The sequence below is a fragment of the Bacillus sp. JJ1609 genome (assembly GCF_036967045.1).
Taxonomy (GTDB): Bacteria; Bacillota; Bacilli; order Bacillales; family Cytobacillaceae; genus Mesobacillus.
In genome coordinates, this window is record NZ_JBALSS010000012.1 from 92,277 (window position 1) to 116,120 (window position 23,844).

Below are 23,844 nucleotides of genomic sequence, written 5' to 3' on the forward strand. Positions count from 1 at the left end.
GGTTTAATTTAGGAAAACAAAAAAAGCTTGAGTTTTTTCTCAAGCTTTTTTTCATTTTGCAGCTTTAATTCCATTATCTTTAAGAAACTGTACAGAATCTATCTTCCATTGCTCGTTGGGCATAAATCGTACAAGTTTTATTTGGCCCGTAAAATTCTTGCCGCCCCCCCCTTTTATTTGCCAGTTAATTTCAACTGGGACAGAAAGTGTTAGCTCGTCCGTTAAATCCTCATGGGGCAATATTTCCATTCGGGATATTCTTATATTATCAATCGTTGGAAGTATGGTATCCCAGTCCTGCTCCTGTAGGGTTATATAGGAAATAATTTTTGGATCCTGCTGTTTGATTCCTGCAATAAAGGCGTTAACCAAGTCATATGGATCAGTTTGTTCCAGGTACAATTCAAGCTTACCGCCTGCCTTTAAAATCATTAACTTATGGGAGAGGTCCATAAAATTCGTTCTATGAGTAGTACTTCCGTAAAAATGGATGCAAAAATGACCCGGAAAGTTATTTTTCAACGCCCCTCCGCCATGAGGCATACCGTGCATGGAAGCAGCTATTTTCATTTGTTCTTCTGAAATGACAATGATTGCTCGCCGCTTCCAGCTCCATTGACCATTATAGATTTTCTTCATGATTGCCGTATCTTCAGAAGTGAGTGGCTGTACATCCGCATGATTGCTCCCCGCTCTCCGCTGGACACGAAATTTCATACCCGTTTCCAAATCGACAACCGTGAACTTGCTGTATTTTGGAAGAATTTCATTGACTTCTTTCCATTGGCTCATATGAATCTCATGATTAGCTGATTGCTTTTTGGCTTCAATGCCATTTCCATTATTAATTAACAAGATGCTGAGTATAAAAAGTATCCTCATTGCTTTCATATCGCTCAACTCTTTTTCTTTGGCTTTAAAAAAATCACTACATGAAAGTTTTTGCGTTTTCTCTTTTTACTATTCAGGTTGGAAAATTTTTTAAAAAGGCTGTTTTCGTAACAATTGTTGTTATTGTTCCTTGTTGCTTCTTAAAACCAACCGTATATAAAAAAAGCGGATTAAATGGTTCTCGGAGGGCTCTCAAACCATGTTTTTTCCATTTTAAGTCCTTTTAGCAAACGAAGAGGCCTTATTGAGTACCTGTTTTTCCAATATCAGTTCTTTCCGGTAACCAAGAGGCCTTATTGGTTACCTCTTTTTCCAATATTTGTTCTTTTAGGTAACCAAGAGGCTTTATTGGTGATCTCTTTTTAAAAAAGAAAAAACCCAGCAATGCTGGGCTTAAGAATCAATCTTTTTTATGGTTTGAAACATATTCCTTAGCTTTATCGATTGCAATCGGAATAGCTTTACCATCTTCATAGTGCTCTTCAGTAATTAGAGCATTGGCAATCTCGATTGCTTTTTCACGTACTTCTGGGTCTAAATTCTTCATTGATACTGGGTAATCATTCTTTGTCCAAGGCATGACATTCATCCTTTCCATCGAAGATACTATGTTTTACCCAGTGTGCAGTTAATGAAACAGGATTATACTTCTATGCCACGCAGCTTTGTTTCTATTCCGCTCCAATCTGTAACCTGGCCAATAAAAACAAGGTTTAGCGGCATTTTCATATATTCCTTCATATAAAGTGGCATGCCATATGAATATTGGAATAAATCCGGATACTCCGAATGACTGAATAATATGTAGCCCTTAATCCGATAAATCGAATCTGGCAGAGACCGTAAAAAGGCTTCAAAGTCATTTTGTCTTACAGGCTTCTTAAATTGGAATACAAAAGTGCTCAATCTCAAATAAGTTTGAACATGTGCCTCTTTTCTATCGGTTTTTTTAGAAGCTGACATCGTTTGTAGCATATTCATTGGGATTTTTGAGAATGAACTTAAAATGCACTTTGCCTTTGGGTTTAAAGACTGAATATCCATGTTTATTTTTGCTTGTTCAGCTTCAGTCATCATATCCGATTTATTGACGATCACTATATCAGCATGCTTTACCTGCTCAAGCAAAAGCTGCTGCACTTGAGGATTAAATGTATTCCTGTTTAACCACATTGTGCCATCAACCGTAGTCACAATCCCTTTCATTTCAAGCTTTTCAGCAAACAACGGAGATAGCACTGCATCCAGAACTTCAACCGGATGTGCCGCCCCAGTTGTTTCTATGTAAATTGCATCAAGGCTATTTTCAAAAAGTAAGCCCTGCAGCTGGGATTCAAGTTTATCCTGGATTGTACAGCAAATACATCCTCCCAAAAGCTCTTTTAAGGGCACATCTGTCTCTACAGCATCTGAATCTATTGATACATTTCCAAGTTCATTCATCATCACAGCAATGGCTCTGTCAATAGATTTTTCATGCTGTAAAATCTGCTTCAATAACGTGGTTTTTCCCGTGCCAAGGAATCCGGATAGGATATAAACCTCTGTCTTTTTCATTTATATTTCCACCTAACTTTTTTTGTATAGAACATGGAAAATCTCCAGCTAGTGCTGGAGATTCTTTTTTAAAAGCTATTTCATCTAATTATTTATTCATTTCCTGCTTCAGCACTTCCACTGCTTTTTTTATTTGCGGATCTTCGTTTTTAATCTTTTCACGAAGCGAATTCATCAGCTCAATTGTTGAAGTACCTTTTAATACTCCATTTTCTTCAAGCTTCTTTGATTTTTGGAATGCGATAACAGCCGCTTTTGTCTTTTCATCAAAGAATCCATCTTCTCTTCCAGAATTAAAGCCAAGAGCTTTAAGCATTTTTTGTGCAGCTTTGACTTGTTCAGATGCAACAGAAACTTTTAACTCAGCTTCCGGATCGATGAATGGTAATGAAGCATATTCGGGCAATAGTACTTCATGGTCTGGCTTGATCCCTTTTTTATGAATCCAATTCCCCTCAGGTGTCAGCCATTTATCAGTCGTGAATTTCATGTTGGATCCATCCGAAAAATCTTCTGCTCTTTGGACAGTTCCCTTGCCAAACGATTTTTCTCCAACAAGTGGTACACCAGCTGATTCACTTACTGCCCCAGCGAGTATTTCGGAAGCACTTGCGCTTCCTTTATCGATGACCACGACCAATGGGAGATTGTTATTATTCTTGTTCTCAGAAGCATATTCCTCAACATGACCTTTTCGGTCCTCCACTTTGAACAAGATCTTCCCCTCTGGTACGAAGAGGCTGGAGATTTTGATAGCCTGATCTAACAAGCCTCCTGGGTTTTGCCTTAAATCAAGGACAATACCTTTCATTCCTTGTTTTTGCATATCATTCAATACATCTACTAACTCAGTTGCAGTGTTTTGTGAGAAGTTGGTTATCTGCACTTTAGCAATACCATCTTCAAGCATTTCACCATAGACTGTTTCAATCGGAATCGTATCACGAGTAATCGTTACATCCACCGGCTGCTCTGCACCCTGGCGTAGAATCGACAATTTGACATCTGTTCCTTTTTCTCCTCTTATCAATGCCACTGCTTCGGTAGAGCTCATTCCCTGAAGACTCTTTCCGTCCACAGACAGAATTTTGTCCTCTGGCTGCAGCCCTGCTTTTTCAGCAGGCGACCCTTTTAGAGGAGTAACGATGAAAATATTTCCTTCTCGCTCCTGGATTTCGGCACCAATTCCTTCAAAGGAGGAAGAAAGGCTTTGATGGAAACTCTTTGCGTCATCCTGGCTCATATAATCAGAATATGGATCATCAAGGGATTCCATCATCCCGTCTATGGCACCATTGATCAGCTTTTCCTGATCAACATCCTGATAATAATCATTTTTTAATGTGTCATATGCATCATACAGTTTTGCAAATTCTTCGCGTTCCCTGATAACCTGCACTGCGGGCTTGTCTTCTCCGAAAGCAAGCGCAAAGGTAGTGATACCTGCTGTTAAAAAGACTAGAAAAAACAACAGCATTGCAAAGTGGAACTTTTTAATCCGAAGAAAACTGTTTTTGGTCTCTGCCTCTGGTGTCTTTTCTGGACTGTTAATTTCTTCTTTGTTTTCTTCATTAATATTCTGCTGATCCAACCCTTTTCACCACTTTCAAATCTAGCTTAAAATCCTTAATGATTAGGATAACATTTTTATAATAAAATTAACAGAAAAATAGGCACGGTATCTGGTACATAAAAAAGCAGCGGTCTTAAAGACCGCTGCTTAAGCATTCTATTCTACATCATAACCTTGATCTTCTACTGCCGATTTCATTTTGCCAACTTCTGCTTTTGAAGCGTCATATTCGACTTCGGCAGTGCCTTCTGAAAGGGAAACGATTACGCTTGCCACTCCGTCAACACCCATTAAAGCTGTTTTAACTGCCTTTTCGCAGTGGCCGCAAGTCATGCCGGATACTTTTAACATTGTTTTTTCCATATAAATCTTCCTCTCATTTTATAATTTATAACTTAATCCGCTTCAATCGAAGGGAATTAGTCACTACAGAAACTGAGCTAAACGCCATTGCTGCCCCTGCAAGCCAAGGGGCTAATAAGCCAAGAGCAGCAATGGGTATTCCTGCTGAATTATACGCCAGCGCCCAAAACATGTTTTGGCGGATGTTTTGCATCGTTTTCTTGCTCAAATTAATCGCTTTCGGGATCAGCGTCAGTTCTCCGCCAAGGATTGTCAGGTCAGCTGCCTCGATGGCCACATCGGTTCCTGTACCGATCGCAATTCCGATGTCAGCAATTGCAAGTGCCGGGGCGTCATTTATACCATCTCCAACCATCGCAACCTTCTTGCCCTTAAGCTGAAGCTCTTTTACATGATTGGCTTTTTCCTCTGGCAAGACCTCAGCAATTACATGCTCAATACCAACCTGGGCAGCAATCGCCTTAGCTGTACGGGTATTATCCCCAGTCAGCATATAGACTTCGATACCAAGACCCTTTAGTTCTTCTATAGCTTTCTTTGCTGATTCTTTGACAGTATCTGCGACAGCAACAATTGCGTTTACTTTGTAATTGATCGCTATCATCATTGCTGTCTTGCCCTGTGTCTCCAATTGTTCCAGCCTATGTTCATATCTCTCGAATTCAATGCCTTCTTTTGACATTAGCTTTCGTGTGCCTACAAAGACTTTTTCACCATTCATCACTGCTGTTATGCCGTGGCCTGGAATAGCCGAAAACTCATCTATTGGCAGGAACTCTACATTTTTTGCGGTACCGTACTCCACGATTGCGTCTGCAAGCGGGTGTTCGGATGCTTTTTCTGTGGATACAAGATATTGAAGTACTTTACCTTCGTCTCCAAAAAAGTCAAGGTCCGTTACACTCGGCTTTCCTTTTGTAATTGTACCCGTTTTATCAAGAACAATAGCATCTATTTTGTGAGTAGTTTCTAAATGCTCTCCGCCTTTAAATAATATGCCGTTTTCTGCGCCTTTCCCTGTCCCCACCATAATAGAAGTCGGGGTCGCAAGCCCTAGTGCACAAGGACATGCTATGACAAGTACGGCAATAGCTGTTTCAAGAGCGGATGCAAAATCTCCTGGAGTTACTGCAAAATACCAAACCATGAATGTGACAATTGCGATTGCGACCACTACAGGAACAAAAACCCCGGAAATTTTATCGGCAACACGCTGGATCGGCGCCTTGCTTCCTTGCGCTTCCTCTACAACTTTAATGATGCCAGCTAAAGCGGTATCTTTTCCAACCTTTGTTGCGGTCATGGTTAGCGTTCCATTTTTATTGATTGTTGCACCAATTAAAGGATCACCAGATGCTTTCTCAACAGGTATGGATTCTCCGGTAATCATTGCTTCATCGACTGCTGATTGACCCGATACGACTTTTCCATCTACTGGAATCTTTTCACCAGGTTTGACGATAATTGTATCGTTCACTTTTACATCTTCAATTTGAATTTTGATTTCCTGCCCATCTCTGATTACAGTCGCTTCCTTAGCCTGAAGGCTCAGCAATTTTGAAATTGCTTCTGTTGTACGGCCTTTTGCTAAAGCCTCAAACAACTTCCCAACTAAAATCAATGTAATCAGGACAGCACTCGTTTCAAAATAAAGATGAGGATGGTAGTGCGGGTTTCCAATTGTTTTTATCGCTTCCGCCAGACTGTAAAAATACGCTGCAGATGTACCGAGCGCGACAAGCACATCCATATTGGCACTCTTGTTTTTAAGCGATTTATAAGCACCGACATAAAACTGTCCGCCGATATAAAATTGCACCGGTGTCGCTAACAATAGCTGGAACCTCGGATTCATCAATAATTCAGGCATCGGAAGCCCAGTGTCCCATGGCGCATGCCCAATCATTGTATAAAGAAGTGGAAGAGATAATAGAATTGAGATCCACAGCTTTCTCTTCTTTGCGTTGATTTCTTCTTCCTTTTGCTGTGCTTTTGCTTCACGCTGGACTTTTTCCTTTGCGTCATAGCCAAGGTTCTGAATTTTGCCGATTATTTTTTCTGTTGACAGAATGGCACTGTTATATTCGACAGAAGCCGATTCAGTGGCAAGATTGACATTTGCGGAAACCATGCCAACCATCTTGTTAAGGACCTTTTCGATCCTTGTGGAGCATGCAGCGCAGGTCATACCAAAAACGTCCAGATCCACCTTTTCATTTCTGATCCCGTACCCCAGATTGTTAATTTTATTAAATATATCGTCGGGATTTATTTTATCTGGTTCATATGTGACTGAGGCATTTTCCATTGCCAGATTTACTGTTGCCTCTACCCCGTCCATTTTATTGAGGATTTTTTCAATCCTTGTTGAACAGGAGGCACAGGTCATACCGGTTATGTCGATGCTTATTTGTTCTTTCAAGCTCTACACCCCGCTTTGTTTTCCGATGATATATCTACATTATCGGATTTGTTAATCTTTCTGAACATTTCCGCTCCAGCATTCTTATCAACAACATGGAGCTTTATCATAAGTAATCACATACACTTAACTTTAAGATTAATAATTATTATAATTTTACTATACCCCTGTATAGTATATTTATCAACTGAAAAAAATTGTTTTTTTTGTTAGTTTACATCTTTTTATGGTTTCATCAGTAATAATTGTCACATTTCAGATAATCCTATAACCCATAACTTACAACAATTCTTTTCCCGCCTGGCACCAAACAGTTCTATTCAAGCTTTATAAATGTGCATTGTCAACTTTTTACCGCATACAGATATAGATAAATTTAACGGGAAAATTTTCCCGGAAACAAAAAGAGCCTGCCACCAAGCTGGCAAGGCTCTCACTTATTAGATTTTTTTCACATTATCGAAGTATTCTTCCAATGTCCACTTGTTTTTATAGATCTCCGTAGCAGCCTTGATGCCAACATAACGGAAATGCCAAGGCTCGTACATATAGCCGGTAATGCCTTCCTTGCCTTTTGGGTACCTTAAAATAAACCCATATTCATGTGCATTGTGAGCTAGCCATACACCTTCTTTAGTTTTAGCGAATTGCTCATCAAGATTAAAATCATTTGTGCTGCTGGAGATATCCATTGTCAATCCGGTTTGATGCTCACTGCTTCCCGGTATCGCTACTGCTTCGAGGGCTTTTTCCTTGCCAACTCTTTTAATTTCAGCATTAAAAATTGCATCCTGGCGTCCATATGACCGATACCCTGAGACAGCGGCTAATTCGATTCCATCGTTTTTCGCCCCTGTAAACATTTTCTCAAGGGCAACAGCAGCCTCTTGTCTCATCAAGCTTTTCTCAAGTTTCTCCTCACCAAACGAGAAAAGTACATTAGGGCGGACTAAATCACTCGGGATATAGTTTGCCGGCAGCCCAAATACTTTATTAACAAGGGATAATATATTTTGTGGATTTTGGATAACATTTCTGCCATCTGCATTTTGAATGACATTGAAATATGCGGCTTCCAGCGTCAGTTCATCTTCAGCAGGCTTGTCCACATTCTCTTCATTTCCACTCATGTTATCTTCTTGTGGATTTGTTTCACTAGGTATATTCTCTTGTTCGTCGGCCTGCTGTTCTTGTCCAGCAAATTTTTCTCCAATGTAAGGTATCTTTTTTAAATAAGTTTCTGCAGGGGCACAGCCTGCCAACAATAATGGCAAACAGCATAATAGTAAAATCTTCTTCATTTTATCCACCAATCTTTAGCTTTCTTAGGCAATAACACCATTCTATCATTTTTCAAAACAGTTTCGTATGGCCTTTTTTCCCATTCACATTCTTTTTAATTATGCCTGTAAAATAATGCTTGCAAACTTGCTTATGGAAAAACCCTTTCCACAAGGAAAGGGTTTTCATGATAATTTACTCTTTAATTACTGCTTCAAGTGCAACTTCAATCATATCGTTGAAGGTTGTCTGACGTTCCTCTGATGTAGTTTCTTCACCTGTAAGGATATGGTCACTAACAGTAAGGATTGATAGAGCCTTGCGATCGTATTTAGCAGCCAAGGTGTATAGTGCCGTTGTTTCCATTTCTATCGCGAGAATTTGGTATTGTGCCCATTTTTCTAGTTCAGCATTATCGTTGTAGAACTGGTCAGCAGTGAAAACATTCCCAACTTTAAGGTTCAAGCCTTTTTCCAAACCTGAATTATACGCTTTATATAGCAGGTCGAAGTTGGCGGTTGGAGCAAAATCCACACCGCCAAATGTCATGCGGTTCATCTGTGAATCAGTAGAAGAGCTCATTGCAAGGATGACGTCCCTAACTTTTACATCCTTTTGAATGGCACCGCATGTACCTACACGCACGAGGTTTTGTACATTATAGCTATTCATTAGTTCATTAATATAAATTGAAATAGAAGGAACGCCCATTCCAGTACCCTGAACTGAAATCCTTTTGCCTTTGTATGTACCAGTGTAACCGAACATATTTCTTACTTCATTATATAGCTGTGCATTTTCAAGGAAAGTTTCAGCAATATATTTCGCTCTTAAAGGATCGCCAGGAAGCAATACCGTTTCTGCAATTTCATTTTCTTTAGCACCAATATGTACACTCATAATAAAATCCTCCATCCTATGGGTTGCTACTACAAAACTATACCATAATATAGCTGCTCAGGAAAATCTTCAGATTCATGACAATTTTGTAGAAGGGAAAGCTAGAAATAGCTTAGCCAATGCTATTGCAAAAAATTCCTTAACATTGTTTTTGAAAAAATAAGGTTAAAAAGGAGAATGAAGAATGGGAAAGAAGCACCGCAACCGAATCAATTCACCTAAGAAAAACAATCATATCCCGCCTGAAGCAATCATCGCCGAGCAGGAAGCACACGGAAAAGAATATTCCGCAACTGGCCGTAAAAGCAAGGCATAGAAAAAAGACGATGGAGCTCTTTTAGCTTCATCGTCTTCTTCCATTCAGTTTATCAACATTTAGCAATAACGCTCCACTGCAACCTGGATTTTTTGCTTTAATGATGGAAGGTCTGAAACGTGGACAGTCATCCGGACATAGGATTCATCCATTCCCATTGCTTCTGAAAGGAATCCGCCAAGTCCTTTTGCCCTGCGGTCCACTTGCATTAATACTTCAATTTCATTTTCATTTCTTGGATAAAAATTAAGCTCTAATTCATCAATCCTGCCTCTAAAAGGACCTGCAACCGGCACAAACTCGAACTCTTGGACAAATGGCAGATGTCTGCGGAGATGTCTAGGTGCCTCTTCGCATTCCGCCTCTCTCAAGCGGAAGCCCAGGTCGCTGACTGCATTAAATATCCCATCCATCACTGGGTTAGGAACAACGGTTAAATAATCCTTATCAGTAGGATCAACAGCATTTTTAATGTCTAGTCCAGTTGTTACCCAAACTTTAGTCCTTCCCATTGACAAAGGCATTTCCATTGGAAGCCTGAATGAAAACGGAATTTCTTTTGTTTCATTTTCCTTAATCATGAAAGACTGAGTCAGCCTGAAACGATCAATTTGAGCAGTTGCAGTGTATTTTTTATCATCTGATTCCTTTATATATGTTGTATGTAAGCTTAGATAAATATCATCAATATTTTGTTCTGTGCTGCCGCCGCGAATTTGAACCACGCCGCGAACCTCTTCGCCTGGCATAACCCGATCTTTTTCTAGCCTTGTATCTACCTTCGCTGCACCGATTCCTACACTAGAGAACACTTTATTAAAAAACGACATTTGTTTTATCCTCCTTAAATTCTTTTTTGGATTCATGATTATGTATACGTTTATCCTTTCTTAGGGTTTCACAATTCTGAAATTTTTTTTTTGCTCTATTGGTAAGCACCACAATAAAAAAGGCAGACCCAGTTGAATCCACCTTTAAAAAATTAAGTTCTAGTCTATGTCCTGCTCTTCATCGATAATGCACTTTTCTATCAGGTATTCAAAAGTGATATCTGCCATTTCCTCAAGTTCCTCTTCCGTGGGAACGTATCCCCTTTTTACAAGTTCATGAAAGAAAAATTCAGCTATTTCCTCTGTATCAATAAAAACCTCAATCTCTTTCACAGATTCGCCCCCCTTAATTCAAATGTATGTGAAGCATGCCTGTTTCATGCCAAGCATAGGCTAAATTTTTGTATAGGTTCTAACTAAATTGGACAGGCATAGAATGAATTAAACTTATCAAGGAGTGGATTCGTTTGGAGAGACTGGGTACCCTGGCTGAAATGTTTGTGGAGGATGTAAATAAAGAAGACAGTGCAGTACTTGAATTATTCGAAAATATATTGGACTTTTTATTTAAAATCATTTTAGTGGCCGGAATACCATTCTTGCTTTATGTTCTGCTCCAGTTTTCCAACTTGTTTTAAACATGGCTTTTTCCATCATTATTGACGAGGATCGATAACTTGCGCAGTATTACTCTCATAACGTGAGCATATTCTTCATCATTAAACCATTTATATAAAATTCGATAATCGTTATAAATATCAAGCAGATTATCAATGGTGGTTCTTCTTTGGCTGATTTTCCGCAATTCTTCCTTTTCGCCTGAACGTGACGCTGAAGGTTTTTTCTCAAGGTTGACCGATGGCTTCACCTCTTTGTTAGCGGAAAAGAGCAGGCCCAATTTCTGGATGAATGTTTCGGCACTTTCCGAGTCCGCAACAAGCGTCAATTCTTCCTCACCAGCTTCAAGCCATTCGCCATCTTTAATCCTGGAAAGTTCGTAAATAACATCTTCCCAGGCATCCTCTTTATATCTCCAAATTTCTGTCCTGAATCCCACAACCTTAAACAGGTCTGAACCATACCCTTTAACCTGGACCAAATCCCCGAAGAAGTATTTGTATTCGATATCGATTTGCTCCTTTTCAAGAAGCTTACCATCATATTCGGAGAGCATCTGTAAACTGGTTTCCAAATACAGACCCTCACTATTGTTTATCTCATATACATGAAGTCCGTCGAGCCACTTTACATCTGTCACTTTCCCCACAGTCCCATAAATAGTGATCACGACTGTATCACCGATGTTAAATTTAGGTTGCTTCCGTTTTTCCATTTCCTCCATCCTCTCAACGATGAGTCGTGAATTGTGATTACAACAGTATATGCATTATTCTGAAAATCGTCACGCCCAGATGAAAGGAAGGAAATATTGTTTTTAGAAAATAATAAAAATGGTTTAAGAGATGCAAATGCAAAAGTAGTTCATCCCTGATATTCACTAAATTGCTGATGCAAAATAGAAAATCGTTAAATTCTGTAAGAAATAAAAAAACTCCTGAACACGAGCACAGGAGCATTAAAAAGATCAATTCAGCTTTCTGAAATCAGATATAATTCCCATGCATCATCAAAAACAGTCATGCTTTTCAAATAGTGGCCGTTCAATTCAAGATACGAACTGACTTCATGATAGTCAGTGGCATTTTTAGGGAAAGCGAGATCATCGTAAGCATCATTTGCAAACGTACTGATTGCATCCTTTGGAGCTGTGGTTCGATACTTCATCAAAAAATGGTAAAAGCTTTTATACATATATGAACGCCTGCCTATTGGTAAAATTGTTGAAGAAATGCACTTTTCAAATACTATAACGGATTGTGACCTTGCGCGTCTACCTTAATGCTAGAGAAGAAAATCAGTTTCGCACCATCCTAGCACAATAATCCAGGTGTAACATACGGTAATTTTTTTAGAATAGCTGTGTTAAATAAGACTGTTGATTTCCGCTCCAGGCACTCGCTTTCCGCGGGGCGTCTGGTGAACCTCCTCGTCGCTTGGCTCCTGCGGGGTCTCACCTTGGCCGCTGATCCCGCAGGAGTCGAGTGCCCTCCGCTTTAATCAACAGGTGCTTAAATCAACCTTGAACTTTAACACAGCTTTTAGAATAAAAAGAGCACCTTCAACTTAGAAGGTGCTCTTCTGCTTATTGCCACCTGGACGATTTCGCCATTTCCAGCAGCGCCCAGATGATATTGAACATCAGGATCGCGACCGTAATCGGAACGGCATGGAGCCAATTCATTCCGAATTTTTCCTTAATCAGTCTTACATAATATCCGCACATAAACAGGACAAACATTGCCGCAACTAGCATGATTGTTAAAGCGATATACATATACTCACCCTTTTCCCATTTCGATACTCCCCAGTCTATTATAATTAAGCAGAGGGATCATGATAAACGGGAATGGTGAAACTTTTGTGAATTATATACTGGTAAAAGTATGTTTTATCACATTGGTATTTTGGTTTTGATAACAGTCTGTTACTGGAATCGTCAATCTCAATACTTCAAGATGAAAAATCAAAGTAATTTCGTTTGAGCAGCCTTGGCTGGGACATAAGTTCTTCAAACGTGATTACTTTATTAAGATTTTTTGTATTGATTAAAAATAACTGATCTTCAATTTCTTTTGTAATCAGTTCTGTTTGGTAGGTCATTTCACAATCGAGGCAATGGACTGCCGGTGTTTCATCGATTTGGATTGCCCTCGAGCCATCTGGCAGCTCCCAGAATACTCTGTCGGTGATTCCTTTGATATTACCGCTGCTGCACCACTCACAATTTTGCATCAGACCACCCCCTAATCTTTTGAAGATGGGACCGCCCCTTGCCCATCCACTGCTTCAATTGTTTTGTTTTGCTGCGACATAAATTTCTTTTCTTTCAGTTCATCCCGTTTTTCACGCTTATCTTTCAATGATGCATGATTAGGATCGACCTCATATTGTTCCCTCCGATCAAGGCGGCGCAGGCCTTCTGGAATAAGGTTGAATTCACTATCATTCATAATTGCGGCAATCCCAGTATTTGATTTCTTGTTTTCATATTCAGGATAAACTTGTTTAAAGTAGCCTTCTGCTCTCCCAGGCACATAATTTTCAGGCTCCGGATAGGAGGTAATGACTCCTTCAAAGTTACGGAGAACTACTTTTTCAGGACTCTGGGAAATCAGGTAATTCGGCTGCAAGGAAATTTTTCCGCCGCCTCCAGGAGCGTCGACTACAAAGGTTGGAACTGCGTAGCCGGACGTATGTCCTCTTAAACCTTCGATGATCTCAAGACCCTTTGTCACTGGGGCACGGAAATGTCCGATGCCTTCGGAAAGGTCGCACTGGTATATATAATATGGCCGGACTCGTATTTTTACGAGGTCATGCATGAGCTTTTTCATGATTGGGACGCTGTCATTAATACCTGCAAGAATAACGGATTGATTCCCGACCGGAACGCCCGCGTTTGCAAGCATTTCACATGCATGCTTGGAATCTTCGGTGATTTCGATGGATGTATTGAAATGTGTATTAAGCCAGATAGGATGGTATTTTTTGAGGATTGAACAAAGCTTCTCTGTAATTCTTTGAGGAAAAACAACTGGTGCCCGAGTTCCGATCCTGATGATTTCCACATGATCTATTTCGCGCAGATTTTTTAAAATATATTCAAGGATATTGTCATTGATCAGCAGCCCATCACCGCCAGAGATTAATACATCCCGTACTTCTGGAGTTCGGCTGATGTAATCGATCGCTGCATCGAGCTGTTTCTTTGCCACACCCATTCCGATTTGTCCGGAAAATCTTCTGCGTGTGCAATAGCGGCAATACATGGAGCATTGATTCGTAACAAGAAATAAAACCCTGTCAGGATAGCGGTGAGTCAAACCGGGTACAGGAGAATCCTCATCTTCATGAAGTGGGTCTTCAAGATCATACTTCGTTTTATAAATTTCCTTTGAAATTGGGACGGATTGCATCCGAACCGGACAGCGGGGATCATCTGGGTTCATCAATGATGCATAGTATGGCGTGATATTCAAGGGAATGGTTTTCGTGGAGATTCTGACTCCTTCTTCTTCATCAGGTGTAAGATTGATAACTTTCTTCAAATCCTCAAGTGTCCTGATTGTGTTTGTCAGCTGCCATAGCCAATCATTCCACTGTTCGTCTGTAACATCCTTCCACAGTTCGATGTCCTTCCAATGTCTTGAAGGTTTATATAAAGATTGTTTCATCTGATTTCCCCCTTAAGTAATTTGCACATATAACTAATGCAAGTTCCGTGCCAAAATTACCGATTGTTCAGAAAAATCAATAAAATCCTTATATACCTTAGGTTGGGAAGAATTTTGTGTTAAATATCCCCCTCAAAAAAGAAAATAACCTGCTGAAATTCCGGCAGATTAAAAGAATCATTATTTAGTTGCAGAGAAGTAATCCGCAAAAATATCTCATAAATTCAACTTTTTTAATTTGTATTGTAGTGTCTGTCTAGGAATATCAAGAAGCGCAGCTGCTTTCTGGATATTTCCATTACAAGCTTCAAGAGCATCTGTGATGAGTTCCAGTTCAAACTCCTTAAGCTGCTCCCTTAAAATGAAGGAGTTGCTTCTTGCCGGCTTAATGATTTCATCCATGGTTGTAATTTGCTTGAGCATCACCGGTAAGTCATATTCGGTCAGGACCTGGCCCTCGCAAACATTCATCATGTATTCGATCGTATGCTTGAGTTCCCTAACATTCCCCGGCCATTGATGCCGTAAAAATACTGCCGTTACATAATCATCTAATCCTGTTAACTGTTTTCTGAGCTTCTTATTATAATAGCCGATAAAGATTTCGGACAGATACAAAATATCCTCTTTCCTCTTTCTTAATGGCATCAATTCGAACGTAAGAACATTTAAACGATAAAACAAATCTGTCCGCAGCTGGTTTTGTTCCATCGCCTTTCCGGGATAAACATTCATCGCGGAAATGACCCTGACGTTGACAGAGATCACATTGGTGCTGCCTACTCTCCTAACCGCTCCATCCTCAAGGACGCGAAGGAGTTTTGCCTGAAGGTCAATCGGCATCGAATTCAATTCATCCAGAAAAAGTGTGCCGCCATTAGCTAGTTCAAATAGACCCGGCCTGTCCACCGCTCCCGTGTAACTACCTTTTGACGTTCCGAACAAGATGCTTTCCAGCAAATTTTCCGGAATTGCTGCACAGTTTTGCGCAATAAAAGGTCCTTCTGAGCGACTCGAGGCATTATGGATCGACTGGACAAAGAGTTCCTTCCCTGTTCCGCTTTCTCCAAATACGAGAATCGGAGAATCAGATTTTGCCAGTTTCTCAGCCTTCTGCTTAATTTGTGCAAAATACTGGTTATTTGTAAGCATATCACTGAACGTATACGCAGCCTGCTGCTTAAGTGCTTTCCCGCTGCGATGCTTAAAGCTTTTCTGGACCTCCACCAGACGTTCAGAAAGCTGTTTGATCCGCGAATAATCCTTGGCGATTTCCACCGCGCCAATCAAATCCCCCTGAACAAAAATCGGCAGCGTGGTGTTGACTGTTTCAATTTTCCTCCCATGCAGGTTGACGAACGACTGAGTCTCATTATAGATGGGCTTTTTTGTCTCGATTACTTTCAGAAGCGTGCTCGATTGCTCGTTTAAGGATGGAAAAACTGATAACAAAGGCTTGCCGATGACCTCCTTGATATCTAGACCATCATGCTTTGCCGCCACTTCATTATAAAATATCGTGATTCCCTCTGTATTCACGACATGGATTGCTTCATCAATGCATTTTAATATCGCGCTCAATATTTCTTCCGTTACATCGGAAATTGAATTCATACTCATCACACTCCCATATTAAGTATATGACAGTGTGCCGAAAAACTGTCTTTTTACTGCCTAAAATTTGGCGGTGATACCAAATCTTTCACCCATACATTCATATTTTCAATTTTATCATAAATAAAAACATTGTTCACAAGTCTCCCCCTGTAGGCATAGCCAAGCTGGTAAAGAACAGCATTCATACCAAATGACAAAGCCCTGGCAATAGAGTAGGCACAATAAATTCCGTTTTCGACCAGCTCCTGTTCAATCCGCTCAAGGAGTATTTTCATAAGGCCATGCTTCCTGTGTTCTTTAAGCGTCGCACAATCAGTCAATTCTGCATTTTTATAAAATATATTCACTTCCGCTGAGGCGGCGCTTACCACCTGTCCATCATTGATAAATCCGTAATAGACTGTACCCTCCTGCATTGTTTTGACAATGTAATCAGGATTATCTAGTGGAGTCGGGTAAATTTGAAAAACAGATTTATATAGTTTCGAGAGACCGGTTGCGTCTGATTCACCCATTTTTTTAAGAATATATGCTATTGGAGGAGCGATTGACTGGGAGGGTTCCTTCAAATGATAAACGCTTTTAATAATTCCATCTTCCTCGGTCCAATGGGTGCTAATTTTCCTTTCATCTGTTAAGAATTTTGAAAAGAAAAAGCAATCAGAGCCTAGAAAATATCCATCAATGCTTGCTTCAAATCTGTAGCCGCTTTCGAGAAGCTGGATGAAATGTTCTTTTCTTCCCTTAATGATCATTTTGTCTGCCTTTTCATTCACCGCGATTTTTTCTGCCTTTTCCAAGATGCTTAATAGATTACCCAAATAATCATCGACCCTTATCCGGCGGTTCTGTTTGTCTAAGTACACCTTCATTTTGTATGTCTTTTCATTCACTTCCAAGGTTTTACCTGGGTGCATGCACAGACTCCCCCCTTACTGATTTTATAGCTGAAAAGCCTGACCTTTGGGCCAGGCTGCTAGTCCTATCAATCAAGCTTAAATGAAACAAGTTTCAGCTCGGTCATTTCCTCAATTGCGTATTTGATCCCTTCACGGCCGGTTCCGCTCATCTTCACTCCACCATATGGCATATGGTCAACCCTGAAGGTAGGAATGTCATTGATCATGACACCGCCAACATGAAGCGATTTGGAGGCTTTAAAAGCCTTGTTTAGGTCTTTCGTATAAACCCCTGCCTGCAGCCCGAACTGAGAATCATTGACTTGGGCAATTGCCTCATCAAATTCTTTAAAAGTATTGATATGCACCACAGGCGCGAATACTTCCTTACATGAAATCTTGTCAGTTACTTTTGCATTAAGTAATATTGTCGGGTTCAATACCTGTTGGTCACTGTCACCTCCAAGTGCGAGCTCAGCTCCATTTTCTATTGCAGCTTGAATCCAGGACTTTGCCCTCGTTACATCATCCGAACTGATCATGGCAGATATATCCGTATCTTCATTCAGAGGATTTCCTACCTTGAGCTTCTTTGATTCCTCAATAAATAAAGCAGTAAATTCTTCGGCGATTGATTCATGGATAAAAATCCTCTGTATTGAAATGCAAACCTGTCCCTGATTTGAGAAAGAGCCAGTTACTATTCGGGGCATCACTTTTACCAAGTCAGTTCCCTCATCGACAATTAAGGCGGAATTCGAACCAAGTTCGAGAGTTACCTTCTTTAAACCAGCATTCTCCCGAATATATTTTCCTACAGCAGGACTTCCAGTGAAGGTCACTTTCTTCACCCTGTCATCTTTTATTAAAACATCACCGACACTTTTGCCGCTTCCAGTCACCACATTCAGCGCCCCCGCAGGCAAACCAGCCCTGTGGAAGTAGGATGCGATTTTATATGCAGACAAAGGTGTTTGGCTGGCAGGCTTAAGAACAACTGAATTACCTGCAGCCAGCGCTGGTCCGACCTTGTGTGCAACAAGATTCATTGGAAAATTGAACGGCGTAATCGCTGCAATTACTCCAAGGGGTTCTTTCACAGTATATGCTACCCGTCCTTCACCACCAGGAGCGGCATCAAGAGGAATCGTTTCTCCGTGAATCCGCCTTGCTTCCTGAGCGGCAAAGCTGTAAGTCATGATTGTGCGGTCCACTTCTGCACGAGCCGCTTTTAAAGGTTTTGAGGATTCTTCAGCTATAATCCTTGCACACTCTTCACGGTCCTCTTGTATGAGATCTGCGACCCTCTGCAGGATCTCAGCCCGTTTGTACGCTTCCATTTCCGCCATGGTCTTGGCGACAGATTCAGCTGCATCAATAGCACGCAGGACATCACCATCGCTAGCCACTGCAACTTCAGCGATCTTTTCGCCATTAAACGGATTATTTAGCGGAAAATATTTTTCCGCACCTACAAATTCTCCATTAATCCATAATAATTGTTTCATCATATATCCTCCTATTGCTTGCAGCAATCAAGAATTGCCGCTTCAAGTACCTCAAATCCTTCTTTGATTTGCTCATCAGTAATGACGAGAGGAGCCAGAAGCCTAATTACATTTCCATACAATCCAGCACTCATTAAAATTAAACCTTGCTGATGCGCCTTATTAAGTATATCCTGGACCAGCTTCGAATTTGGTTTTCCTTCTCTGTCAAAGAACTCAATAGCGCACATTGCGCCAAGCGAACGGACATCGCATTTCATTTCAGACCTTTCAGCAAGCTTTCCGAACTTTTCCTGGAATTTTTCGCCAAAAGAGTTTGCTTTTTCAAGAAGCTTCTGTTCATCTATCATTTTAACTACTTCAATCGCTGCGATACAACCGAGAGGGCTTCCGCCATAAGTTCCGCCAATTTCCCCGATGCCTGCGGAGTCCATGATTTCCGCCCTGCCTGTTACGGCACTGATCGGCAGTCCTGCCGCAATTGATTTTGACATAGTCATCAAATCAGGGACTACTTCAAAATGTTCGATTGCAAACATTTTCCCTGTCCTTCCAAAGCCCGTCTGGATTTCGTCTGCAATGAACAGGATTCCATGCTGTTCACAAAGCTTTTTCACACCTTGAATGAATTTTTTTGATGGGATGTTGAATCCGCCTTCTCCTTGAACAGGCTCCAATATAACAGCAGCAATTTCCGTTGGCGGAACCTCGCTTAGGAAGAACGTTTCAAATTTTTTCATTAAATAAGCATCAAGTTCATCAGGTGTCATGCTGTTGTCTTGAGAGTACACAGGATAAGGCCATTTATATGTTTCAGGTGCGAAGGGGCCGAACTGGTATTTATAAGGCCTGACCTTGCTCGTTAGGGACATCGCCATATATGTCCTGCCGTGGAATCCACGTTCAAATGAAATAATCCCTTTACGGCCTGTGTATTTCCTGGCGATTTTTACTGCATTTTCTACAGCCTCCGCTCCGCTGCTTAAGAAGAATGTTTTTTTATCATTTCTGCCAGGAGTAATTTTGTTCAACAGCTCTGCCAGTTCTATATAAGGTTCATACATCATGACATGGAAACACGGATGGAGATAGCGATTGATTTGCTCGTGGAGCGCCTTAACGACGGTTGGCGGGCAGTGGCCGACATTAAGCGTACCAATTGCTCCGGCGAAATCAATGAACGTGTTTCCATCTACATCTGTCAGTAACGCCCCTTGCCCATGTTCTGCGAATGTCTTAATAGTGTTGAACGGTCCAGTTGGAACGTTCTTCTCTTTTCTCTTTAGCAAATCCAGTGCCTTTGGTCCTGGTATTGCAGTTTTTATTTTTATATCTCCCACTAGATGGTTCCCCCTCACTTTGATTCAGTGACACCACACCACTCTAAGAGCGTCAATGCAATAATCTCTGCTGCGTCAAAAACATCTTCCAGCCTGATATATTCATTTGCCTGATGTGCAGTTTCTGTTACTCCAGGACCAAAGACAATGACAGGCACCCCTCCCACCTTTGATAGAATACCTCCATCGGTTGCCCAGGGTGAAGCTTCGATAAGCGGGAAGATTTGTTTCACATATTTATAACTCTCTGCAAAGACTTGGATAAGTTCATGTTCAGGATCGAGGTCTCCTGGCAGCCAGCTTGCGCCGAACCATTCAAGCTCAGGCTGATTTTCTCTTAGCCATGGATCCGCATCACAAAGCCTGGATAAAGCATGCTTCATTTCCTGTTTGGCGTTTTCTTGCGTTTCATTCGGAGCAACGCCCATTCTGCCTTCGATTATCGCAAGATCAGGTACAGAAGAAGGCCAGTCTCCTGAATGGATTTTCCCAATATTGATCGGAATAGGGATTGGAATGCTTTGAAAGAATGGATCTGTTATCTTTTCATTTCTTTCGGACTCCAACTCTCTCAGTCTATCGATTACCAGCATCGCTTTTTCTATTGCGTTAACCCCTTCATACCTGGTTCCTCCATGGGCACCTTTTCCTTTTACAGAAATCCTGAACCACATCGACCCTTGCTGTTTGGGAAATACTTTAAAGTTGGTTGGCTCTGGAATAATCGCACCGTCTGCCTTATAGCCGCGCAAAACGGCTGCCAGCGTACCGGCACCTCCGCTTTCTTCTTCTATGACACTTTGAAATATAACATCGCCCATCAAATGTATCCCGGAGTTTTTGATAGCTTCCATTGCCATTAACAGGGCAGCTGTGCCACCCTTCATGTCAGTTGCTCCCCGTCCATACAATTTGCCGCACTCGATATGACCGCTAAATGGATCCCGTTCCCAATCATTTGGATCCCCAGCAGGAACAACATCGATATGTCCATTTAAGATCATGGATTTACCGCCGCCTGTCCCTTTCATAACCCCGATGGCATTCGGGTTTCCTGTGAAGTCCTTGCGGTCAGAGCAAAATGCAGGATGTGAAATCAGGTCTTCACCGCCGATTTCCCAAATATCCATTTCAAGACCAAGCTCTCGGCATTTTTCGATGATGACTGCCTGCGCTCCGCTTTCCTTTCCCCTAGTGCTCCCCTCCTGGACAAGCTTTTGCAATAAACGTGTACCCCTGATTCTATTTTCAGTAATGTAACTCCGCACTTTTTGCTCAGCAGAATGCACGATATCAGCTCCTTTTAATATTCGATGACTCGGATGTCTTCTGCGATGGAAAAATCGCAAGCCGTTTTTGCAGCAATCTCTGCAACTGAATGTGGAGCAAATCTCTCAGTCAAAGTTAATGAACCTTCTATTATCTTAAAAACAGCAAGGTCAGTGATCACAATGTCTACACAATTTGCTGCTGTCAATGGCAAAGTACAGGATTCTACTATTTTAGAAGTTCCGTTTTTGTCTATGTGGTTCATTAAGACTGCTACTTTCCTTGCCTTTTGGGCCAATTCCATGGCTCCGCCCATTCCTGGTATTTTCTTTCCAGGAACAATCCAGTTTGCAAGATCCCCTTTTTGGCTTACTTGCAATGAGCCAAGTATGGTAAGGTCAACCCTTCCTTTTCTAATCATCCCGAACGCTACTGCACTATCACAGTAGGACGCGCCTGCAAGTACCGTAACAGGAAAACCTCCGGCGTTGCATAAATTTTCATCCTCAAGATCCTTTTCAGGAGACTCTCCCATTCCAATAATTCCATTTTCTGCGTGAAACATGACATTCAAGTCTGAAGGAAGGTGATTGGGAACAAGTGAAGGTATGCCGATCCCTAAATTGACAACCATTCCTGAAGATATTTCTTCGGATGCCCGCCTGGCCATTCTATTCCTGAGATCTACTCCCATGCCCATTTCCAATTCACTCCTTCTGAAGGAATAACCATATCGACAAATACTCCAGGTGTCACAATTTCTTCGGGATCAAGGCTGCCAAGAGGAACGATTTCCTCAGCCTCAGCTATGGTGAAATTCCCTGCCATCGCCACTAGCGGATTCGTATTCCGAGCACTTTTATCAAACACAAGATTTCCATACGGGTCAGCCTTCTTCGCATAGACGATTGAAACTTCTGCAGTCAGAGCTGTTTCGACCAAATAGTCCCTGCCGTTCAGATTCATTGTCTTTTTGCCTTTTGAAACAAACTCATGGTCGACACCTACATCGGTTAATATTGCACCAAGCCCCATTCCGCCAGCCCTGATTCTTTCCGTTAATGTTCCCTGAGGCGAAAACTCCACTTCCAATTTCCCCTTAGTCATCAGCTCGCCAGCCACTGGGTTGGAACCGATATGTGAAGCGATGATTTTCTTAGCCCTTCCCCGGCTGACGACTTTCCCAATTCCAATTTCAGGAAAACCGGTATCATTACCAATCAGCACAAGGTTTTTAATGTTTTTGTTAAGAATACCGTCAATAAGGCTCGGCGGAGAACCGACTCCTCCAAATCCACCAAACATCAGTGTCATTCCATCGTGAAAGTGCTCCATCGCTTGCTCCAGTGTTCCAATTTTACCGAATGGATTTTCCATTTTAGTTTTCAACTCCATTTCCTTCTGGCAACCCTAGTATTTTATATGCTTCAGCAAAAGTGGACTTCAGCAGGGAAACCAACTCATCAATCTCCCTTTTGGTAATAGTCAAAGGCGGTGAGATGATAATTGCGTCCCCAGACAGGCCATCGAGTCCAGAGCCAGCTGGATACAGCAGTATCCCTTTTTCTCTTCCGATTTTCACAAGCATGTCGGTTAGTTTTACGCTTCTTTCGAACGGTATTTTTACTTCAGGAAACTTGACGAATTCCAGTCCAATCAGCAATCCCTTCCCCCTTACTTCACCGATAAAGGGGAACAGTGACTTCAGTTTTCCAAGTTTATTTCTCAAATAAACTGCCTTTGAATCTACATTCTTTAAAATCTCGTTTTTTTCCAAATATTCAAGAACGGCAAGCGCGGCTGCGCACGATTGCGGATTGGCGCTAAGTGTATGACCGCTCATCACGATTTTTGAACCATTAATAATTGGCTCCATGACACGGTCGCTCGCCATTGTCGCTGCGATTGGTGCATATCCTGCTCCCATTCCTTTTCCAAGGGCCACAATATCAGGAATTACATCCCACTGTTCGCAGGCAAGCATCGTTCCCGTCCTCCCAAATCCTGTCATTACTTCATCAGCAATAAACAATATATTGTTTTCCTCACAGATTTTTTTAATTGTTTTATAGTAGCCTTCCGGCGGAGAAATCGCGCCACCTGCCGCCCCGATGACGGGCTCTGCGATGAAAGCAGCAATATGATCAGCACCAATTCTTTTGATTGCACCCTCGAGTTCTGTCGCGCATATATATCCGCATTCTGGTGCAGTGCTCTGATAAGGGCAGCGATAGCAATAAGGAGGTGATATCGATGGAAATTCCTCAAGCAGCGGAACAAACCTCGCCCTTCTCCCAGGATGCCCGGACATCGACAAAGCTCCTAGCGTAATTCCGTGATAGCTGATCCATCTTGACAGGATTTTTGTTTTTGACCTGACTCCCTGTTCCTGCCAGTATTGGATAGCAATTTTCAGCGCGGTTTCGGTTGCCTCTGAACCGCTGTTTACAAAGAAGCTCCAATTAAGATCGCCAGGCATGCTGTCAGCAAGTTTTTGAGCCAGACTCTCTGCTGCCTCGCTGGTGAATTGTGACCTGTAGACAAATGAAACTTTCTTGGACTGTTCATGCATCGCTAAAATGATTTCTTCCACCCCATGTCCGATGTTTGCTGTAACAGCCCCGGAAGAAGCATCAAGATATTTTTTTCCTGCTTTGTCAAAAAGGTAGACTCCCTTTCCATAGTCAATCTCTGGGTAGCTTTCATCCAGGGCAGGTTTGATTAAGTAGGACGGCTTCATAATCTCACTCCATTTCACCGCATTCGAATTAATAAAGTTTGGA

Annotated in this window: 25 protein-coding genes; 2 read left to right on the top strand and 23 right to left on the bottom strand. The window is 41.5% G+C overall.

Going from position 1 to position 23,844, the window contains the following annotated elements; genetic code table 11:
• Positions 1–51: 51 nt before the first annotated feature.
• The 8 genes from V7654_RS11370 to deoD all read right to left on the bottom strand — a co-directional run bounded on the left by V7654_RS11370 (position 52) and on the right by deoD (position 8,987).
• Positions 52–855 carry a hypothetical protein gene (locus V7654_RS11370; RefSeq protein ID WP_335430443.1) on the bottom strand — a complete coding sequence of 268 codons (804 nt, stop codon included), beginning with the start codon at positions 853–855 and terminating at the stop codon, positions 52–54.
• 436 nt (positions 856–1,291) lie between these two features.
• Positions 1,292–1,471 (bottom strand): hypothetical protein, encoded by a 180-nt coding sequence (locus V7654_RS11375; RefSeq protein ID WP_335430444.1) that lies wholly within the window; start codon positions 1,469–1,471, stop codon positions 1,292–1,294.
• Between the two features lie 62 nt (positions 1,472–1,533).
• Positions 1,534–2,448, bottom strand: a complete 915-nt coding sequence (locus V7654_RS11380; protein ID WP_335430445.1) for a CobW family GTP-binding protein — start codon at positions 2,446–2,448, stop codon at positions 1,534–1,536.
• Between the two features lie 88 nt (positions 2,449–2,536).
• A complete protein-coding gene (locus V7654_RS11385) occupies positions 2,537–4,039 on the bottom strand; it encodes a S41 family peptidase (protein WP_438825286.1) in 1,503 nt (500 codons plus the stop codon).
• Between the two features lie 138 nt (positions 4,040–4,177).
• Entirely contained in the window at positions 4,178–4,384 is a 207-nt protein-coding gene (locus tag V7654_RS11390; protein WP_335430446.1) for a cation transporter, read from the bottom strand.
• A 25-nt stretch (positions 4,385–4,409) separates the two neighbouring features.
• Entirely contained in the window at positions 4,410–6,806 is a 2,397-nt protein-coding gene (locus V7654_RS11395; protein ID WP_335430447.1) for a heavy metal translocating P-type ATPase, read from the bottom strand.
• Between the two features lie 440 nt (positions 6,807–7,246).
• A complete protein-coding gene (locus V7654_RS11400) occupies positions 7,247–8,107 on the bottom strand; it encodes a M15 family metallopeptidase (RefSeq protein WP_335430448.1) in 861 nt (286 codons plus the stop codon).
• Between the two features lie 175 nt (positions 8,108–8,282).
• On the bottom strand, positions 8,283–8,987 hold the full coding sequence (deoD, locus tag V7654_RS11405; protein WP_335430449.1) for a purine-nucleoside phosphorylase: 705 nt from the start codon (positions 8,985–8,987) through the stop codon (positions 8,283–8,285).
• Positions 8,988–9,171: 184 nt separating this feature from the next.
• Here deoD and V7654_RS11410 point away from each other — a divergent pair, with 184 nt between their 5' ends.
• Positions 9,172–9,303, top strand: a complete 132-nt coding sequence (locus V7654_RS11410; protein WP_335430450.1) for a hypothetical protein — start codon at positions 9,172–9,174, stop codon at positions 9,301–9,303.
• 59 nt (positions 9,304–9,362) lie between these two features.
• Here the strand turns inward: V7654_RS11410 and V7654_RS11415 are convergent, their stop codons facing one another.
• Positions 9,363–10,133: a sporulation protein gene (locus V7654_RS11415; RefSeq protein ID WP_335430451.1), complete on the bottom strand. Its 771-nt coding sequence runs from the start codon at positions 10,131–10,133 to the stop codon at positions 9,363–9,365.
• Positions 10,134–10,292: 159 nt separating this feature from the next.
• Positions 10,293–10,466 carry a YozD family protein gene (locus tag V7654_RS11420; protein ID WP_125480955.1) on the bottom strand — a complete coding sequence of 58 codons (174 nt, stop codon included), beginning with the start codon at positions 10,464–10,466 and terminating at the stop codon, positions 10,293–10,295.
• A 134-nt stretch (positions 10,467–10,600) separates the two neighbouring features.
• Between V7654_RS11420 and V7654_RS11425 the strand changes: the two genes are divergently transcribed.
• A complete protein-coding gene (locus tag V7654_RS11425) occupies positions 10,601–10,771 on the top strand; it encodes a hypothetical protein (protein ID WP_335430452.1) in 171 nt (56 codons plus the stop codon).
• On the opposite strand, the gene V7654_RS11430 is transcribed toward V7654_RS11425, so the two are convergent.
• The 13 genes from V7654_RS11430 to V7654_RS11490 all read right to left on the bottom strand — a co-directional run bounded on the left by V7654_RS11430 (position 10,768) and on the right by V7654_RS11490 (position 23,801).
• Positions 10,768–11,466, bottom strand: coding sequence for a hypothetical protein (locus tag V7654_RS11430; protein ID WP_335430453.1), 699 nt, complete (start codon positions 11,464–11,466; stop codon positions 10,768–10,770). The two genes, V7654_RS11425 and V7654_RS11430, sit on opposite strands and share 4 nt — an antisense overlap.
• Before the next feature lie 257 nt (positions 11,467–11,723).
• Positions 11,724–11,945, bottom strand: a complete 222-nt coding sequence (locus V7654_RS11435) for a YozE family protein (RefSeq protein ID WP_335430454.1) — start codon at positions 11,943–11,945, stop codon at positions 11,724–11,726.
• 391 nt (positions 11,946–12,336) lie between these two features.
• A complete protein-coding gene (locus V7654_RS11440; protein ID WP_251480598.1) occupies positions 12,337–12,528 on the bottom strand; it encodes a hypothetical protein in 192 nt (63 codons plus the stop codon).
• A 176-nt stretch (positions 12,529–12,704) separates the two neighbouring features.
• The gene (locus tag V7654_RS11445; RefSeq protein ID WP_335430455.1) at positions 12,705–12,986 is read right to left on the bottom strand and encodes a YokU family protein; all 282 of its coding nucleotides are present in this window, start codon (positions 12,984–12,986) and stop codon (positions 12,705–12,707) included.
• An 11-nt stretch (positions 12,987–12,997) separates the two neighbouring features.
• Positions 12,998–14,428, bottom strand: a complete 1,431-nt coding sequence (gene ablA, locus V7654_RS11450) for a lysine 2,3-aminomutase (protein WP_335430456.1) — start codon at positions 14,426–14,428, stop codon at positions 12,998–13,000.
• A gap of 216 nt (positions 14,429–14,644) precedes the next feature.
• A complete protein-coding gene (locus tag V7654_RS11455) occupies positions 14,645–16,042 on the bottom strand; it encodes a sigma-54 interaction domain-containing protein (RefSeq protein ID WP_335430457.1) in 1,398 nt (465 codons plus the stop codon).
• 53 nt (positions 16,043–16,095) lie between these two features.
• Positions 16,096–16,962: a putative beta-lysine N-acetyltransferase gene (gene ablB / locus V7654_RS11460; protein ID WP_335430458.1), complete on the bottom strand. Its 867-nt coding sequence runs from the start codon at positions 16,960–16,962 to the stop codon at positions 16,096–16,098.
• Between the two features lie 68 nt (positions 16,963–17,030).
• Positions 17,031–18,452: an aldehyde dehydrogenase family protein gene (locus tag V7654_RS11465; RefSeq protein ID WP_335430459.1), complete on the bottom strand. Its 1,422-nt coding sequence runs from the start codon at positions 18,450–18,452 to the stop codon at positions 17,031–17,033.
• A gap of 11 nt (positions 18,453–18,463) precedes the next feature.
• Positions 18,464–19,792 (bottom strand): 4-aminobutyrate--2-oxoglutarate transaminase, encoded by a 1,329-nt coding sequence (gene gabT / locus V7654_RS11470; RefSeq protein WP_335430460.1) that lies wholly within the window; start codon positions 19,790–19,792, stop codon positions 18,464–18,466.
• Between the two features lie 14 nt (positions 19,793–19,806).
• On the bottom strand, positions 19,807–21,081 hold the full coding sequence (locus V7654_RS11475) for a peptidase (RefSeq protein ID WP_335430461.1): 1,275 nt from the start codon (positions 21,079–21,081) through the stop codon (positions 19,807–19,809).
• A 14-nt stretch (positions 21,082–21,095) separates the two neighbouring features.
• On the bottom strand, positions 21,096–21,761 hold the full coding sequence (locus V7654_RS11480; RefSeq protein ID WP_335430462.1) for a 3-oxoacid CoA-transferase subunit B: 666 nt from the start codon (positions 21,759–21,761) through the stop codon (positions 21,096–21,098).
• Complete coding sequence (locus tag V7654_RS11485; protein ID WP_335430463.1) at positions 21,746–22,456, bottom strand: CoA transferase subunit A; 711 nt, start codon at positions 22,454–22,456, stop codon at positions 21,746–21,748. Before V7654_RS11485 ends, V7654_RS11480 begins: the two co-directional genes overlap by 16 nt.
• A complete protein-coding gene (locus V7654_RS11490) occupies positions 22,440–23,801 on the bottom strand; it encodes an aspartate aminotransferase family protein (protein ID WP_335430464.1) in 1,362 nt (453 codons plus the stop codon). The genes V7654_RS11485 and V7654_RS11490 overlap by 17 nt, the downstream gene beginning before the upstream one ends.
• Between the last annotated feature and the right edge of the window lie 43 nt (positions 23,802–23,844).